The sequence below is a fragment of the Latilactobacillus sakei genome, assembly GCA_002953655.1.
GTDB lineage: Bacteria > Bacillota > Bacilli > Lactobacillales > Lactobacillaceae > Latilactobacillus > Latilactobacillus sakei_A.
The window spans coordinates 1,628,267-1,642,297 of sequence record CP025839.1; the positions used below are offsets into that span (position 1 = coordinate 1,628,267).

Genomic DNA, 14,031 nt, shown 5'->3' on the forward strand with positions numbered 1-14,031 from the left:
AACGCACGCGCTTATAATTTAGCTGTTAGTTTAACATCTGGGTACTTGTCTTGGAACCAACGTTCTGCAAATTTATTTTCAAATAAGAAGAGCGGTTCATCGTGGATATCTTTTACCAGTAAGTTCCGTGATGATGACATACTTTGATCTAATTTTTCAGGATCAATCCAACGAGCTGTCCGTGAGCCAATTGGTTCCATGATGACTTCAGAATTATATTCATGTTGCATCCGATATTGGAAAACTTCAAATTGTAATTGACCAACAGCCCCTAAAATATAGTCGCTTGTTGTGTACGTCTTGTACAATTGGATGGCTCCTTCTTGAACCAATTGTTGAATCCCTTTATGGAATGACTTTTGCTTCATCACATTTTTAGCAGTGACGCGCATAAATAATTCTGGTGTAAATTGGGGGAGCTTTTCAAATGAAATAGCTTCTTTACCAGTATGAATTGTGTCCCCGATTTGGAAGTTCCCTGTATCGTATAGCCCAACAATATCTCCGGCAACCGCACTCGTCACTTGTTCACGAGCATCGGCCATAAATTCAGTTGAGTTATTCAAACGCATCTTCTTACCAGTCCGAGTTAACGTTACGTCAATCCCGCGTTGAAATTCACCAGAACAAACCCGTACAAAGGCGATTCGATCACGATGGGCTGGGTTCATGTTGGCTTGAATCTTGAAGATGAAACCTGAGAAATCTTCATTCGTTGGTTCAACTTGTGTTTCTTCTTGTGTTTGATGGGCTTCTGGTGCTGGCGCCATATCAACAAAGGCTTCTAAGAAAGTCTTAACCCCAAAGTTTGTTAAGGCTGAACCAAAGAAGATTGGTGTTTGATCACCAGTAGCAATTTTAGCAGGATCATAAGCATTACCTGCTTCACCAATTAATTCGATATCATCTAGTGCTTGCGTATAAACAGAATCTTCCTTCAACGGATTATCACCAGCAATCTCACCATTTTCATCTAAAGCAAGATAAGGATTGGCTTCATCTTCTGGCCGATACATTTCAATTCGTTTGTTAGCAATATCGTATAGGCCCCGTAAATCTTTACCCATCCCGATTGGCCAGTTCATAGCACAACCTTCGATATCCAATAGTTCTTCCAATTCAGCAATTAAATCGAGTGGTTCGCGACCATCACGATCTAATTTATTCATGAATGTAAAAATAGGAATACCACGCATTTTGCAGACTTTGAATAATTTCTTAGTTTGGGGTTCGATCCCTTTAGCGGAATCAATCACCATGACAGCAGCATCCACTGCCATCAATGTCCGGTAAGTATCTTCTGAGAAATCTTCATGCCCTGGCGTATCCAAGATGTTAATCCGTTTGCCAGCATAATCAAATTGCATCACAGAACTTGTAACGGAAATCCCCCGTTGCTTTTCAATATCCATCCAGTCAGATTTTGCAAACTGGCCACTCTTTTTTCCTTTAACAGTTCCGGCTTGACGAATGACGCCCCCGAATAATAAGAGTTGTTCAGTGATTGTTGTTTTCCCAGCATCCGGATGGGAAATGATTGCAAAAGTCCGCCGGCGTTCAACAGCCGTTTTTAATTCAGTTGGTGTCATTGTTAAATCCTCTCTTTAGTGCCAAAGTCATTAGACCTCAGACGAATCATCTTTTACGGTGATTGTCTTTGGTAATGTTAGTTTCAAATCTAATAAACGTGAACCGACTACCGAACCAGTCGTTAAAACCATTCCGTTCGGTAAATCAATAGATTCTGGATGACCACTGACAGGAATTGCACCAATTTCAGTAATCATAAACCCAGCAATCGTATCAACATCGGCGATTTGAATATCGGTCTGAAAGGCATCGTTAAATTCATTGATTGGCATTCGCCCCATTACTTTATAGTGGGTCTCGTCAATCTTCTGATACAACACGTCTGCCTTATCGGATTCATCTTCAATCTCGCCAACAATTTCTTCTAATAAATCTTCGATTGTCACTAGTCCGACAACGCCCCCATATTCATCTAACAGGATGGCCATCTGAAGTTGTGTGCGTTTCATTTCGAATAATAAGTCATCAATTACAATCGTTTCCGGCACAAACAGAGGTTCTTTCATGACCGTTTCCAATTGTGTGTTTGAAAAGCCCTTTTCTCGTGCTTCTCTTAGTAAGTTCTTGATATGGACAATCCCTACAATTTGATCTTTATCATCCCGGTAAACTGGGATTCGTGAAAATGGTTGTGCCAAGATGGCATCAATGTTCTGATCATTGTCCGCACAGATATCCACCATAAAGGCATCTGTTCTGGGAACCATGACCTCTCTGGCCATCTTCTTATTAAGGGTGATAATCCCTTCTAACATTTCGTACTCGTCAGTTTCCAAGACGCCCGCACTTTTGCCAGATTCAATCATATGAACCATTTCTTCACGGGTCACTTTGGGTTCTGACTCAGAAAAATCAATTGGTGTTAACTTCATCAAAACTGTCGTTGACGCTGATAGCAACCAAACAAACGGCCGCAATAAAACGCCAATGAAGCGAATCGGTTGAACTGCCGCCTTGGCAATCGCTTCTGAGCGATGCAAGGCAACTTGCTTAGGATATAATTCCCCAAAAACAAGTGAGATATAGGATAAGACAATCGTCACAATTAATACGGCTGCTTCCTTCGTCCAAGCCGCATTTCCTAAAAGGGGTGCTAATCTACCCGCAATGGTCGTGGCAGCACTCGCTGAAGATAAGAAACCAGCAAATGTAATGGCAACTTGAATTGTTGCTAAGAAATTATTGGAGTGATTTAAAACCTCCACTAATAAGCGGGCCTTCTTATCACCATTTTCTGCTTGGTTCTCCATCTTTGTGCGACTTAGTGATACTAGCGCAATTTCTGCCGCGGCAAAAAAAGCATTCACTAAGGTTAAAATTAAAATCAACAGTAACTGTCCCCACACCGGACTTCCAGGGTCAGGATTCATCGTCACATCCACTACCTTTCATCTTATAAATTATCGTATTGAGCCGATTAAGACCTACTATGCAGTATAGCATAGTCAAAAATGGAAATTCAACCCAGTAAGAGTCGTTAAAATCGCCTTCAAATCAGTCTTATGCGATTATAATTTAGTCGCTTTATCGACTTTGGTGCGTAAGGCTTGAATATCGTATAAATAAACGACAACCGTTTTGGTAACCGCGTAAAACGGAATTGCTAAAATCATCCCCAAAATACCATAGATATTCCCAGCAACTAGCAAAATAATGATAATCGTCAAGGGATGAATATCTAAGGAACGACCAATCACGTTAGGGTAAATCAAGTTGCCATCAATTTGTTGTACAATGATGACCACAACGATCACCATAATCGTCTTTGGAATTGAAATTGATAAACTAATAATTAGAGCAGGTGCAATCCCAATATAAGGCCCTAGGTATGGAATAATATTGGAAACACCAGCGATAAAGCCTAATAAATAAGCGTATGGCATCCCAATAATTAGATAACCGATAAAGGTGAAAACCCCAACGAATAAACATTCTAATGCTTGTCCACCAATGTATGCTGAAATGGTGGCACCCATTTTACGTAATAAATCAGCAACTTGATCGTTATAGCGATCTGGTAACATCTTTTGAATATTGGGAATGAGTCGGTGACCATCTTTTAACATATAAAAGAGCATAATTGGCACTGTAAAAACCCCGATTGTCACACTCGTAACAGCCCCAATCATGCTGCCAAAACCGCTGGTAAAGCTCTTCATGATATTTTCAGCAATCTTAGATGGTTTCAAATCTAATTGGTTAACATATTTATTAACATCAATATTCTTCAAATGCGGATTCGTTGAAAGCTTATCAACCATGGTCTGCAAACGATGCACGTAATCTGGTAGATTCGTGACCACTTGTGTTACTTGATGAACTAATTGCGGAATCGCTAAGGCCACAATGAAGACAATCCCCCCGAAAAAGACGATAAAAATAATCGCAATGGCCCATTTCCGCGAAATTTTTAACTTACCTAATAAGTTAATCAACGGATTAAATAAGTAGAACAATAACCCGGCCCCAATAATCGGACCAAATAGGGTTGAAATAAAGGTCCCTATCGGATCAAATAGGAAACTAATTTTAGTACAAACAAAAATCAAAACAGCCAAAATCAAAAGTTCGACTGACCAGAATAATAATTTTGATTGACGCAAACGCTCAAACATAAACATTCCTCCACTTGACTTCATCGAAAATAACACCTATTTGTGCTATTATAAACGCAAAGATTGTATTTATTGTACCAAATTTAACTGTAAAGCTACATAAATTCAAACGATTGGTGGTTTTTTCATGCAAATTAAGCAAACACGTGATTTAACAAGTCCTTACTATCAAGATGGTCTCGCTATTCGACAAGCCGTTTTTGTTGATGAACAAAAAGTCCCGGCTGAGTTAGAAATCGATGAATTTGAAGACCAAGCGCTTTACTTCACAGGTTATCTCGAACAACACCCCGTTACAACACTTCGTGTATTAACCGAAGGCGATTTTTACCATGTACAGCGTGTCGCTACAATGAAGGCTTACCGCCACCAGGGACTAGGCTTAGAACTCATGCAAGCTGCCGAAACCTCTGCAAAAGAGAATGGTCGAAAAGGCCTTATCTTAAACGCTCAAGTCACAGCCGTTCCCTTTTATGAGCGTCTCGGTTACCACGCCACTGACAAGCAACATTTCTTGGACGCTGGTATTTTACATCAAGAAATGATTAAGATCCTATAAACCGTTGGCATTCTGGCAATCTTTAACCTATAATAAATATTAAAGTCTGACCATGTTTGCAAAGAGAGGTTTATTATGTCTAAACAAAAAACATTTTTCGTTAATCTATTTTTCTTCGTTATCCCTTATTTGTTAGTCGTTACAATTGCTGCTATTGCTTATAATAGTTTGGTTGTCCATAGCGCTACTTGGGATCGCACAATTTTTGGTGGACTCGTTGGCGCCACATTAATTCTCTTTACAAAAGTCCCACTTGAACGCCCACTCACCATCATGGCCGAACAAACTAAGAATTCCGTTATGCACACGGTTTTGAGTTTTTTCATCATTAGTCGTTCAAATGCTTATAAAATTGGCAACTTCATTTTAGATTTCGTACTCTTTTGCCTCGCAACTTATTTACTAAGAAACTTCCTATCGGCATCGTTTATTGCTGGTAGCCTACTTGGTTGGTGCATAATTGCCATCTTAATCTCAATTAGTATTGCAACCGCTCTTGGTTTTAAGACATTAACAATCCAACAAGATACATCGGTAGAAAATGATTAGCATGCTTTGTCTTTGAGCATCTGCATAGTATTAAGCATGATTTTTTAGTCATCCTTTTCCTTAAGGATGGCTTTTTTTGTGGGCTAATCAACTAATTTTACAAGCCTTTTGGCAACTTGTTACACTTAACCATAAAGAGTGATGAAGGAGATGATGACCATCAACACAATTGCTATTATGGTAGCTGCTGATGAACAGTATGCCGATCAACTGCTACTGACGCTTAAATCAATTCGAGAACATTGTCCTCTAGAAACCGCTGTTGATTTATTTGTTTTGAGTAGTCACCTCTCCCCAACAACTAAATCCGCAGTTGCCCGTCTATTGGCGCTCCCTCATCATGTCTCATTTATCGCAATTAATCCTCGCCGTATTAAAAATTTCCCAGGAAATAATCATTTTGACCAGACCGCGTATTATCGAATCCTAGCACCTCAAATACTGCTCGCTAAACATATTGAACGTGTGCTCTATCTCGATCTTGACACGCTCATTCGTACCGATTTGACACCACTATACAATAGTGATTTAGAAAATAACATTATCGGTGCCGTTATTGATCCTGGTAAAGCGCTGACCTTAAAGAGGCTTGGGGTCCCTCAATCCCAAGCCAATAATATTTATTTTAATGCCGGCGTTTTGCTAATTGACACGGTACTTTGGGAAAGACACCATATCAGCCAGAAAATTCTTGCGATGATGGTTCCTTATCCTGGCCGCCGCGTTAATGATATTCAAGATACGCTGAACGTGGTTCTTGCAGGGCGCTCTAAATTATTAGCACCACAGTGGAACGTTCAAAATACCATTTTATTTAAAACATACGAACCGATTAATAATGAGTATCGTCAGCTTTTTAAACAGGCTATTAAAGCACCGAAAATTATTCACTTCACCACCGAAAAGAAACCGTGGGAGGTCTTCTTAAATCATCCCTATATGCCCGAATATCAAACTTATTTAGCACAACTGCCTGCTGACAAGCGTGATCAAATCAATATTGTTTCTGCAGCTAACTCTAATTTCGTTGAACCCCTCGCCATCTTATATGCTTCGATTCTTAATAATAACGATGATAACCGCCATTATGCCTTCTACGTTTTGAGCGATCAACTAACTGCTCGTGATCAAGCAACGTTACGCCAAATTACCGCCCGCTTCAATGCCGAGTTAACATTTATTGAAGTTGACGAAACACCACTAACGACCGTGATTCAAAACCAACAAATTCTAAAGACTGCCTACTATCGCTTATTAATTCCTAACCTATTACCCGAAATCGAACGCGTCCTCTATCTAGATTGTGACACACTTTGTCTTGCAAATCTGGCCCGTCTGTGGGATATCGAATTGGGAAACACGCCACTAGCAGCCGTTGAGGATGCTAGCTTTCAAAATCGCCTAGCCCAGATGTCAATTTCCTATAAGAGTATCCGGTATTTTAATGCCGGTGTCTTATTAATGAATTTGGCTGTCTGGCGTCAACAAAAACTGACAGAACAGATATTAGCTTTCATTAAAGAACATCCACAAAAACTTAAATTTCATGCTCAAGATGCTCTAAATGCCATCTTGCACGATCGTTGGATTCACTTACATCCTAAATGGAATGTTCAATCTAATATTTTGATGGACTTTATCATAGCCCCGACTGAACGAATCAATCGCCAATTTATGAGTGCTCAAAAAGACCCCGGACTTATTCATTTTTGCGGCTCCGAAAAGCCATGGGATAAAAGTTCAACCCATCCCTATACCCCCCAGTATCGTTTCTACAAAAGTCGCTTTTTAGAAAACAACGGGCCCGTCCCTTTTAAGCCTAACACGGGTTTTGGTGAACATCATTCTTAAAAAAAAGAAGGCCACACAATGTGTGGTCTTCTTTCGTTATTAAGACTAAATAGTGTTCTAACGGTGGTGAGCCAATTCTTGATATCGGTTATACCAAATATCAATATATTCCTTCGAAAATGGCCCTTTGCCATTGTTGATCCAATCTACCAAAACTTTGACATTGGCTTTCAATATCCGATCAGTTTCGGCAGAATAGTGCCACTTCGCACTATGCGCTTCATATTCATCAACGTCTAATAGGCGCTTCTCTCCGTTTGGAAAGACCTTTACGTCTAAATCATAGTCGATGTACTTCAACGCTTCTTGATCCATAACGTGTGGCGATGCCAAGTTGCAATAATATGAAACGCCACCTTCGCGAATCATGGCCACAACGTTAAACCAATACTTCTTATGGAAATAAATAAGTGCCGGCTCCCTCGTGACCCACTTTCTGCCGTCTGATTCTGTAACTAAGGTATGATCGTTACAACCAATGACTGCGTTCTCGCTGGTTTTCAAAACCATCGTATCGCGCCAAGTTCGGTGTAAACTCCCATCGTGTTTATAACTTTGAATCGCTATATAGTCGCCTTCTTTAGGTGCATTCATCGACCTACCTGGCTTTCCAAGGTTATTATTCATAATCACCTATCATTATAGCAAAGACTCTCAAAATTACCTAAAACTTTCTACCGCTAAAGTGAGTCAAATCGTTGCGCCATTTTCTTTTGAACCGTTGGCATCGCAATTTCTGCTAGCGCCGCTTTTGAATACCATTCACCTGGGAAAAAGGCCAAGTCACTGTCCGCCGCAATCGTTGCTGATAATAACGTAATTGTCCACTTCAAATGGGTGAAAACGTGCGTCACCGGTTTGACAGGAACCGGTTTTAAATGCGCTAACGTTAAACCGTACGCTTCTTTGAAGTAGGCTTCAATTCGAGTCATCTGCTCTTCTGGCGTTAATAACTCAGACTCATCATCCTGTAAATCTTCTGCCATCACCAAAGGATAGGTCGTTAAATTTGCTAGCAAACCCGTGCTGGGCCGTTTTTGAAATAAAAAACCTTTTTCGGATTCTATCACGACCGCAAAGAGCGCGACTGGTTTAGGTTTGGCCTTCTTCGTTTTAACCGGATAATCCAACAACGTGCCATCTTGATAACTTCTGAAAAATGGGGCTAATTCGGTGTCACCAACCGTTGGATTTTTAGCCGTACAAACTTGCGAGCCAAAATCCATCACAGCTTGGTTGAAATCACCAGGCCGATCTTTGGGGATCAACGGTAAAATGGCATCGTAAAAAATGCTACGATTTTTCGGATTCGCAATATCTGCATCGATTTTTAAGAGCCGGCTGAAGACCCGAAAAGCATTCCCGTCGATTGCGGGAACCACTTCACCAAAACAAATACTAGCGATCGCGCCCGCTGTATACGGGCCAATGCCGGCTAGTTTTTCTAACTCCGCAGATGTTTGCGGCCATTTACCTTGATAGTCGTCCACCACTTGCTTAGCCGCTTTTTGTAAATTACGCGCCCGTGAATAATAGCCCAGTCCTTCCCAAGTCTTCAAGAGCAACTCTTCTGGGGCCGCTGCTAATGCTTCGACCGTTGGGAAAGTTGCTAAAAAGCGTTCGTAATACGGAATCACTGTTTGGACTTGCGTTTGTTGGAGCATAATTTCAGATAACCAGACCCGGTAAGGTTCTTGATTTTGACGCCAAGGTAAATCGCGACGATGTTCGTCATACCATGCCATAAAGGCGGTCTGAAACGCCTTGCGTTCACTCGGTGTCATCTGATACTTCTTGGTCGTCGATGAAACGGTTGATTGCATCAATATTAAATCCTTTCCGGTAAAGTGCTTGTTGCATCTTCATCCGCCGCTCGCGCGGTTCTAGTAGCCGATAACGCCGCCATTTTTTCTCGCCGAGCGCGGTCAATGCGTCTGCTTCACTATCACTGTCTTCTTCAAGCGCTAATTCGTCAATAATTCGACTTAAATTATCACCACCAAAGCCCTTTTGCATCAAGCCTTGTTTAATCTTTTGTTGTTGTTCAAAAAACGAGCTGTGGCGGTACTTCTTCGCTAACTTTTGGGCAGTTGCTAAGCCGACAGTCACTTGTTCTTCATCTGTATATAGTGTCAACGCTTGGTCGATATGATCAGCACTAACCCCTTTTTGCATCAATTTTTGGCGCACCACTTTGGGCCCCTTATCTGAGGTATTGATTACCGTTCGGACGTAACTATCCGCGTAATCTTGGTCGTCCAAATAATGTAGTTCGCGCAACTTTGTCAAACTGGTTTCAATGCCCTCTGACGTAATCTCATGATCACGTAAGTATTGTGTTAATTCTTTTTCCGTTCGTAATTGGTGACTTAAATAATTCAAGGCCAGTTGATAGGCCTTGGCATTGTCGTCTTCTTTTTGAATGTCGCGTTGTAAGCGACTATCGATTTCGAGCCCTTTTGCAAGCCGAAACTTGATTAAGACACTTTCAGTCACCCCAAAGGCAAACTGCTCGTCGATAAAAATGTTATAGCGCCCTTTTTGTTTTTGTGAGGTAATTTTAGTAATCTGTGGCATCTTATTTTCTCCCGTTGCGTGTCGCTTTGACGTTCAGATAAATCTTAAAGCCAATCACGACCACCGCTAAAATTAGGGTGCCAATGATTAATGGCAAACTCTTCGCTTGAAAAGCGTAGATCCCAATTACAAGGACGACCACCATCGCAATTAAAAATTGATTTCGTTCCCAAAAGTTCATCGTTATTCGCTCCTTCATGGGGAGTTAGTACTAATCCCCGGCTACTGACATACTTCTTATTTAAATGCATTTCATCAATTATATCCTCAGGACATAACCGACTTGCATCACACTCTATAGAGTAGCATAAATCACTACACGCAACAAAAGCGAAGGCTGTTAGTTTCCGATTAGAATATCCGTTTTTTCTAACCGGCTTCTGTTATAATAGGGTACAGCAAATTTCGTGCTATTTATAATTTTAACAATATAGGAGTTAATTAAATGCCAGAACAAACAACTACTAATGAAGTCGAAGTCGGCCAACGTTTCCCATTAACTATCAAACGAATTGGGATTAACGGCGAAGGGATTGGTTATTACAAACGCAAAATTGTTTTCATCCCCGGTGCCCTGCCTGAAGAAGTCGTGATTGCCGAAGTCACAACTGTTGCCCCCCGCTTCATCGAAGCTAAGGTCCACAAGATTCGTCAAGAATCACCACAACGGGTCACCCCTAGAGATGCCACTTACGGTCAAGTTGGTGGGATCGAATTAGAACATCTCAGTTATCCTGGCCAGCTCGCCTTTAAAAAGGATATGATGATTCAAGCTTTAGAAAAATTCAAACCGCATGGTTATAATGCTTACAAAGTAACTGAAACCGTGGGGATGGAAAATCCATGGCACTACCGGAATAAAGCACAATTCCAAGTACGTCAATTAGGTGACCATTTGGGCGCTGGGTTATACGCTCCAAGCAGTCATACTTTGATTGACCTCCCAGAATTTGCAACCCAAACTGATTTAACAATGCGGATTATCCGGACTGTTTTAAAATTAGTTGAAGACCTCGGCATCCCCGTTTTTGATGAAGAAAAGAACGCCGGTATCTTAAAAACAATCGTCGTGCGTGAATCTTTCTCAACTGGTGAAGCCCAACTCACTTTCATCACCAACTCACCCAAACTACCAAAGAAATACGCGCTAATCACCGCCATTCAAGCTGAATTACCCGAAGTGGTCTCAATTATGCAAAACGTCAACAAAGGGAAAAACGTCTTGGTATGGGGCGACCAAACAATACACCTTGCCGGTCAAGAAACAATTATGGAAAATCTCAACGGCGTTCAATTTGAATTGACCGCCCGCGCCTTTTTCCAACTCAATCCGATTCAAACCGCTAAGATGTATAACTTGGTTAAAGAAGCGCTCGATTTAACCCCTGAAGATCGCTTAGTCGATGCTTACTGTGGTGTCGGCACTATCGGCTTAAGTCTTGCCAACCAAGTCGCTGAAGTGCGTGGTATGGATACAATTGCCGACTCAATCGAAGCCGCTAAACATAACGCAGAAATCAATGGCATCGACAATGTGGACTATGCCGTTGGCGCAGCCGAGGACCTCTTACCCGAATGGCTAGATAATGGCTTTGTCCCAACAGCCCTTGTCGTTGATCCACCACGGACTGGTCTTGATCCCAAATTAATCGACGCAATTCTCGACAGCCGGCCCCTTAAATTTGTTTACGTCTCATGTAACCCTTCAACACTCGCGCGGGATCTTAAGACATTGGTGCACACCTACCAAGTTGAAAAAATCCAACCACTAGACATGTTCCCACAAACGGCCAGAGTAGAAGCAATCGTCACAATGAGATTAAAAAGAAATCTATAAAAAATGAGTGCTATTCATAGCGGTTATACTCTGAGGACTAGCCTAATCAGGCGAATAACCGATGTAATCGGTTGTTTGACTGATGTCGCTAGCCACAAGAGTATGCTATGAATAGCACGTTATAATCTGAGTGTTTTTAAAGGTGGTTTACTACCGAGCACTAATCTAATAACAAAAAAACAAGCCATCCTTATTTAGCGGATGGCTTGTTTTAGTTTTCTTTCACTTTAGCTCTCAAAAAGAACGTCACAAGGGGATTATCACTGTCTGTTTCTAACTGATTTGTTTTTAATAATGCCGTAATCAATAACGCTAAGCCAATAACGGCTGAAATGAAGGCCCAACCGCGCGATTGTTGGCTATAACTGGATGCCAGCCCGTTTAAAACCCAAAGCGTAACGGCGCCTCGACCATTTAACCCCGCATCACGGTAACGACGAATACTAAGTGCAAGTGTGGGAATGAATATTCCCACAGCGATAATTGCAAAGATACCCAAATAAATCCAAGGATTAATACCGGCAACTTGGCCTTTAGTGATTAACAATTGCCCTAATAATATAAATAGAGGTATATAGAGGATTACTATGATAATCCCCATCACCCACCAATAACTTGCCCGCGTGCTCCGGCCCATAAAATCAAAATAACCTTTAAAGTAATCCCGAAACGCCGTTTTAATTGTCACTTTACCAGGTACTTCTTGAATTTCACGCATTCTTTTCCCTCCAGTTAACTGCTTATCCATTAATTGTACCGCATCTGGTCCTCAATTTGATACAATAGTTAAAACACATTGGAGGCTCATTATGAAAATTTATTTTGCAAATGCACTCTTCTCACAAGCTGATTTTGATTACAATACGCGTGTTGTTGCAGCGCTACGCCAAGCAATACCAACTTTAGATATCTATTTGCCCCAAGAAAACGCAGCAATCAATGATAAAGAAGCCTACGCTAATTCCGAAATGATTGCCCAAGCCGATACAGAACAACTGGTCGCTAGCGACCTGGTCATCGCAGTCTTAGACGGTCCAACAATTGATGTTGGTGTTGCCAGCGAAATTGGTGTCGCATATACCCGCAACATCCCAATTATCGGGCTTTACACAGACAGTCGGCAACAAGGCGCCACGAATTCACAAAAAGTGGCCGCTTTGCAAACGATTGCTGAAAATCAATTCCATTACCTCAATCTCTATACGGTGGGCTTAATTAAATTAAATGGCACAATCGTTAACTCCGTCGACACTTTAATCGAAACCGTTCAAAAATACTAAAAAATAGCGGCCACTAGTGCCGCTATTTTTGGGGGTTAAATTTCAAATGATTAATAAGATTATCAGTATTTCTGTTTGATGATGTATTATTTGTTATTTTTTTGCATAATCCAAGCCGTCGATAAGTCCATTGCTGCTCTTGTTGCATGAGTCTTGTCTAAGGCGTTAACCATTACAAAGTCATGAATCATACCTTGGAAGCGTACCTGCGTTACACCAACGCCTGCTTCTCGTAACTTGTTAGCATATGCTTCACCTTCGTCACGTAGAACGTCAGCTTCACCGTTTAATATCATTGCATCTGGAAGGTCTTTTAGATCATCTAGGCTTGCCCGTAATGGTGAAGCTGTGATTTGAGCACGTTCTTGCGGATCAGTTGTGTATTGGTCCCAGAACCATTGCATCCCTTCTTTTGTGAGGTAGTAGTTATCTGCAAACTGGTTATATGATGGTGTATCAAAGTTAGCATCTGTTACTGGATAGTAAAGTAATTGTTGATTGATATGGATGCCTTGACGTTGCTTGGTCATTAACGTCATTACGGTTGCCATGTTACCACCAACGGAATCTCCAGCAACAGTCAAACGATTAATATCAAAGTTCTCACTAGCCGCTAATTCCGGTAATTGTTGTAATGTTGCATAATTTTGTTCAATGGCAGTTGGATATTTAGCTTCAGGTGAAAGAGAGTATTCCGGAAAAACAACAACGGAATTTGTGCGTACAGCTAATTCTCGTACCAATTTATCATGGGTGTGGGCACTACCAAAAACCCAACCAGCACCATGAATATAAAAGATAACGGGTAATTTAGCATAATTACCTGCTGGCCGAATGATACGAACATTAATTTCTCCCCATTTTCCAGTATCAGTAATCTTATCTTTAATATCGACATTATATTTTTCAATTGATGAAGATTGAACCTTTTCCAATAAATCTCTTCCTTCAGATGGTTTTAATTCATAAATCCGAGGATGTGGTGCATTTGCTTCACTGAAATTTTTTGCTGCTGGTTCTAAAGTAATTTTATCTGACATACGAAACACTCCCATGTTTATGTTATAATTTAACAAGTAAATCGTGCACGTCTTACTTGTTGTGATTATTATATCGCGCACGATATTGTTGTCAACAATTAAACCTTATTTTTTTCAGAAAGGCTATGAGATT

General features: G+C 40.9%; 14 protein-coding genes. 5 read left to right on the forward strand and 9 right to left on the reverse strand.

Going from position 1 to position 14,031, the window contains the following annotated elements:
• Window positions 1-11 precede the first annotated feature (11 nt).
• The 3 genes from C0213_08085 to C0213_08095 form a co-directional block, all read right to left on the reverse strand.
• Window positions 12-1,589: a peptide chain release factor 3 gene (locus C0213_08085; protein AUX12378.1), complete on the reverse strand. Its 1,578-nt coding sequence runs from the start codon at window positions 1,587-1,589 to the stop codon at window positions 12-14.
• 30 nt (window positions 1,590-1,619) lie between these two features.
• Window positions 1,620-2,960, reverse strand: coding sequence for an HlyC/CorC family transporter (locus C0213_08090; protein ID AUX12832.1), 1,341 nt, complete (start codon window positions 2,958-2,960; stop codon window positions 1,620-1,622).
• Between the two features lie 138 nt (window positions 2,961-3,098).
• Complete coding sequence (locus C0213_08095; GenBank protein AUX12379.1) at window positions 3,099-4,205, reverse strand: AI-2E family transporter; 1,107 nt, start codon at window positions 4,203-4,205, stop codon at window positions 3,099-3,101.
• A gap of 127 nt (window positions 4,206-4,332) precedes the next feature.
• Here C0213_08095 and C0213_08100 point away from each other — a divergent pair, with 127 nt between their 5' ends.
• The 3 genes from C0213_08100 to C0213_08110 all read left to right on the forward strand — a co-directional run bounded on the left by C0213_08100 (window position 4,333) and on the right by C0213_08110 (window position 7,164).
• Window positions 4,333-4,764 (forward strand): N-acetyltransferase, encoded by a 432-nt coding sequence (locus C0213_08100; GenBank protein ID AUX12380.1) that lies wholly within the window; start codon window positions 4,333-4,335, stop codon window positions 4,762-4,764.
• Window positions 4,765-4,839: 75 nt separating this feature from the next.
• Window positions 4,840-5,313 carry a hypothetical protein gene (locus C0213_08105; GenBank protein ID AUX12381.1) on the forward strand — a complete coding sequence of 158 codons (474 nt, stop codon included), beginning with the start codon at window positions 4,840-4,842 and terminating at the stop codon, window positions 5,311-5,313.
• Window positions 5,314-5,454: 141 nt separating this feature from the next.
• On the forward strand, window positions 5,455-7,164 hold the full coding sequence (locus C0213_08110) for a glycosyltransferase family 8 protein (GenBank protein AUX12382.1): 1,710 nt from the start codon (window positions 5,455-5,457) through the stop codon (window positions 7,162-7,164).
• A 57-nt stretch (window positions 7,165-7,221) separates the two neighbouring features.
• On the opposite strand, the gene C0213_08115 is transcribed toward C0213_08110, so the two are convergent.
• From C0213_08115 to C0213_08130, 4 genes are read right to left on the reverse strand one after another with little or no spacing between them, the layout of a single operon-like run.
• Window positions 7,222-7,791: a DUF402 domain-containing protein gene (locus tag C0213_08115; protein ID AUX12383.1), complete on the reverse strand. Its 570-nt coding sequence runs from the start codon at window positions 7,789-7,791 to the stop codon at window positions 7,222-7,224.
• Window positions 7,792-7,844: 53 nt separating this feature from the next.
• Window positions 7,845-8,948: an A/G-specific adenine glycosylase gene (gene mutY / locus C0213_08120; GenBank protein ID AUX12384.1), complete on the reverse strand. Its 1,104-nt coding sequence runs from the start codon at window positions 8,946-8,948 to the stop codon at window positions 7,845-7,847.
• Window positions 8,935-9,741 carry a recombination regulator RecX gene (locus C0213_08125; protein ID AUX12385.1) on the reverse strand — a complete coding sequence of 269 codons (807 nt, stop codon included), beginning with the start codon at window positions 9,739-9,741 and terminating at the stop codon, window positions 8,935-8,937. The genes mutY and C0213_08125 overlap by 14 nt, the downstream gene beginning before the upstream one ends.
• A gap of 1 nt (window position 9,742) precedes the next feature.
• Window positions 9,743-9,922 carry a hypothetical protein gene (locus C0213_08130; protein ID AUX12386.1) on the reverse strand — a complete coding sequence of 60 codons (180 nt, stop codon included), beginning with the start codon at window positions 9,920-9,922 and terminating at the stop codon, window positions 9,743-9,745.
• 264 nt (window positions 9,923-10,186) lie between these two features.
• Here C0213_08130 and C0213_08135 point away from each other — a divergent pair, with 264 nt between their 5' ends.
• A complete protein-coding gene (locus C0213_08135) occupies window positions 10,187-11,578 on the forward strand; it encodes a 23S rRNA (uracil(1939)-C(5))-methyltransferase RlmD (GenBank protein AUX12387.1) in 1,392 nt (463 codons plus the stop codon).
• A gap of 211 nt (window positions 11,579-11,789) precedes the next feature.
• Here C0213_08135 and C0213_08140 read toward each other — a convergent pair whose 3' ends face one another.
• On the reverse strand, window positions 11,790-12,296 hold the full coding sequence (locus C0213_08140) for a DUF805 domain-containing protein (protein AUX12388.1): 507 nt from the start codon (window positions 12,294-12,296) through the stop codon (window positions 11,790-11,792).
• Between the two features lie 91 nt (window positions 12,297-12,387).
• Between C0213_08140 and C0213_08145 the strand changes: the two genes are divergently transcribed.
• On the forward strand, window positions 12,388-12,858 hold the full coding sequence (locus C0213_08145) for a nucleoside 2-deoxyribosyltransferase (GenBank protein ID AUX12389.1): 471 nt from the start codon (window positions 12,388-12,390) through the stop codon (window positions 12,856-12,858).
• An 86-nt stretch (window positions 12,859-12,944) separates the two neighbouring features.
• Here the strand turns inward: C0213_08145 and C0213_08150 are convergent, their stop codons facing one another.
• On the reverse strand, window positions 12,945-13,898 hold the full coding sequence (locus C0213_08150; protein AUX12390.1) for a lipase: 954 nt from the start codon (window positions 13,896-13,898) through the stop codon (window positions 12,945-12,947).
• Window positions 13,899-14,031 lie beyond the last annotated feature (133 nt).

Bases quoted from the DNA above. Each gene is read 5' to 3' on its own strand.
- C0213_08085 (AUX12378.1), bottom strand. From the start codon at position 1,589: ATGACACCAACTGAATTAAAAACGGCTGTTGAACGCCGGCGGACTTTT.
- C0213_08090 (AUX12832.1), bottom strand. From the start codon at position 2,960: ATGAATCCTGACCCTGGAAGTCCGGTGTGGGGACAGTTACTGTTGATT.
- C0213_08095 (AUX12379.1), bottom strand. From the start codon at position 4,205: ATGTTTGAGCGTTTGCGTCAATCAAAATTATTATTCTGGTCAGTCGAA.
- C0213_08100 (AUX12380.1), top strand. From the start codon at position 4,333: ATGCAAATTAAGCAAACACGTGATTTAACAAGTCCTTACTATCAAGAT.
- C0213_08105 (AUX12381.1), top strand. From the start codon at position 4,840: ATGTCTAAACAAAAAACATTTTTCGTTAATCTATTTTTCTTCGTTATC.
- C0213_08110 (AUX12382.1), top strand. From the start codon at position 5,455: ATGAAGGAGATGATGACCATCAACACAATTGCTATTATGGTAGCTGCT.
- C0213_08115 (AUX12383.1), bottom strand. From the start codon at position 7,791: ATGAATAATAACCTTGGAAAGCCAGGTAGGTCGATGAATGCACCTAAA.
- mutY (AUX12384.1), bottom strand. From the start codon at position 8,948: ATGACACCGAGTGAACGCAAGGCGTTTCAGACCGCCTTTATGGCATGG.
- C0213_08125 (AUX12385.1), bottom strand. From the start codon at position 9,741: ATGCCACAGATTACTAAAATTACCTCACAAAAACAAAAAGGGCGCTAT.
- C0213_08130 (AUX12386.1), bottom strand. From the start codon at position 9,922: ATGAACTTTTGGGAACGAAATCAATTTTTAATTGCGATGGTGGTCGTC.
- C0213_08135 (AUX12387.1), top strand. From the start codon at position 10,187: ATGCCAGAACAAACAACTACTAATGAAGTCGAAGTCGGCCAACGTTTC.
- C0213_08140 (AUX12388.1), bottom strand. From the start codon at position 12,296: ATGCGTGAAATTCAAGAAGTACCTGGTAAAGTGACAATTAAAACGGCG.
- C0213_08145 (AUX12389.1), top strand. From the start codon at position 12,388: ATGAAAATTTATTTTGCAAATGCACTCTTCTCACAAGCTGATTTTGAT.
- C0213_08150 (AUX12390.1), bottom strand. From the start codon at position 13,898: ATGTCAGATAAAATTACTTTAGAACCAGCAGCAAAAAATTTCAGTGAA.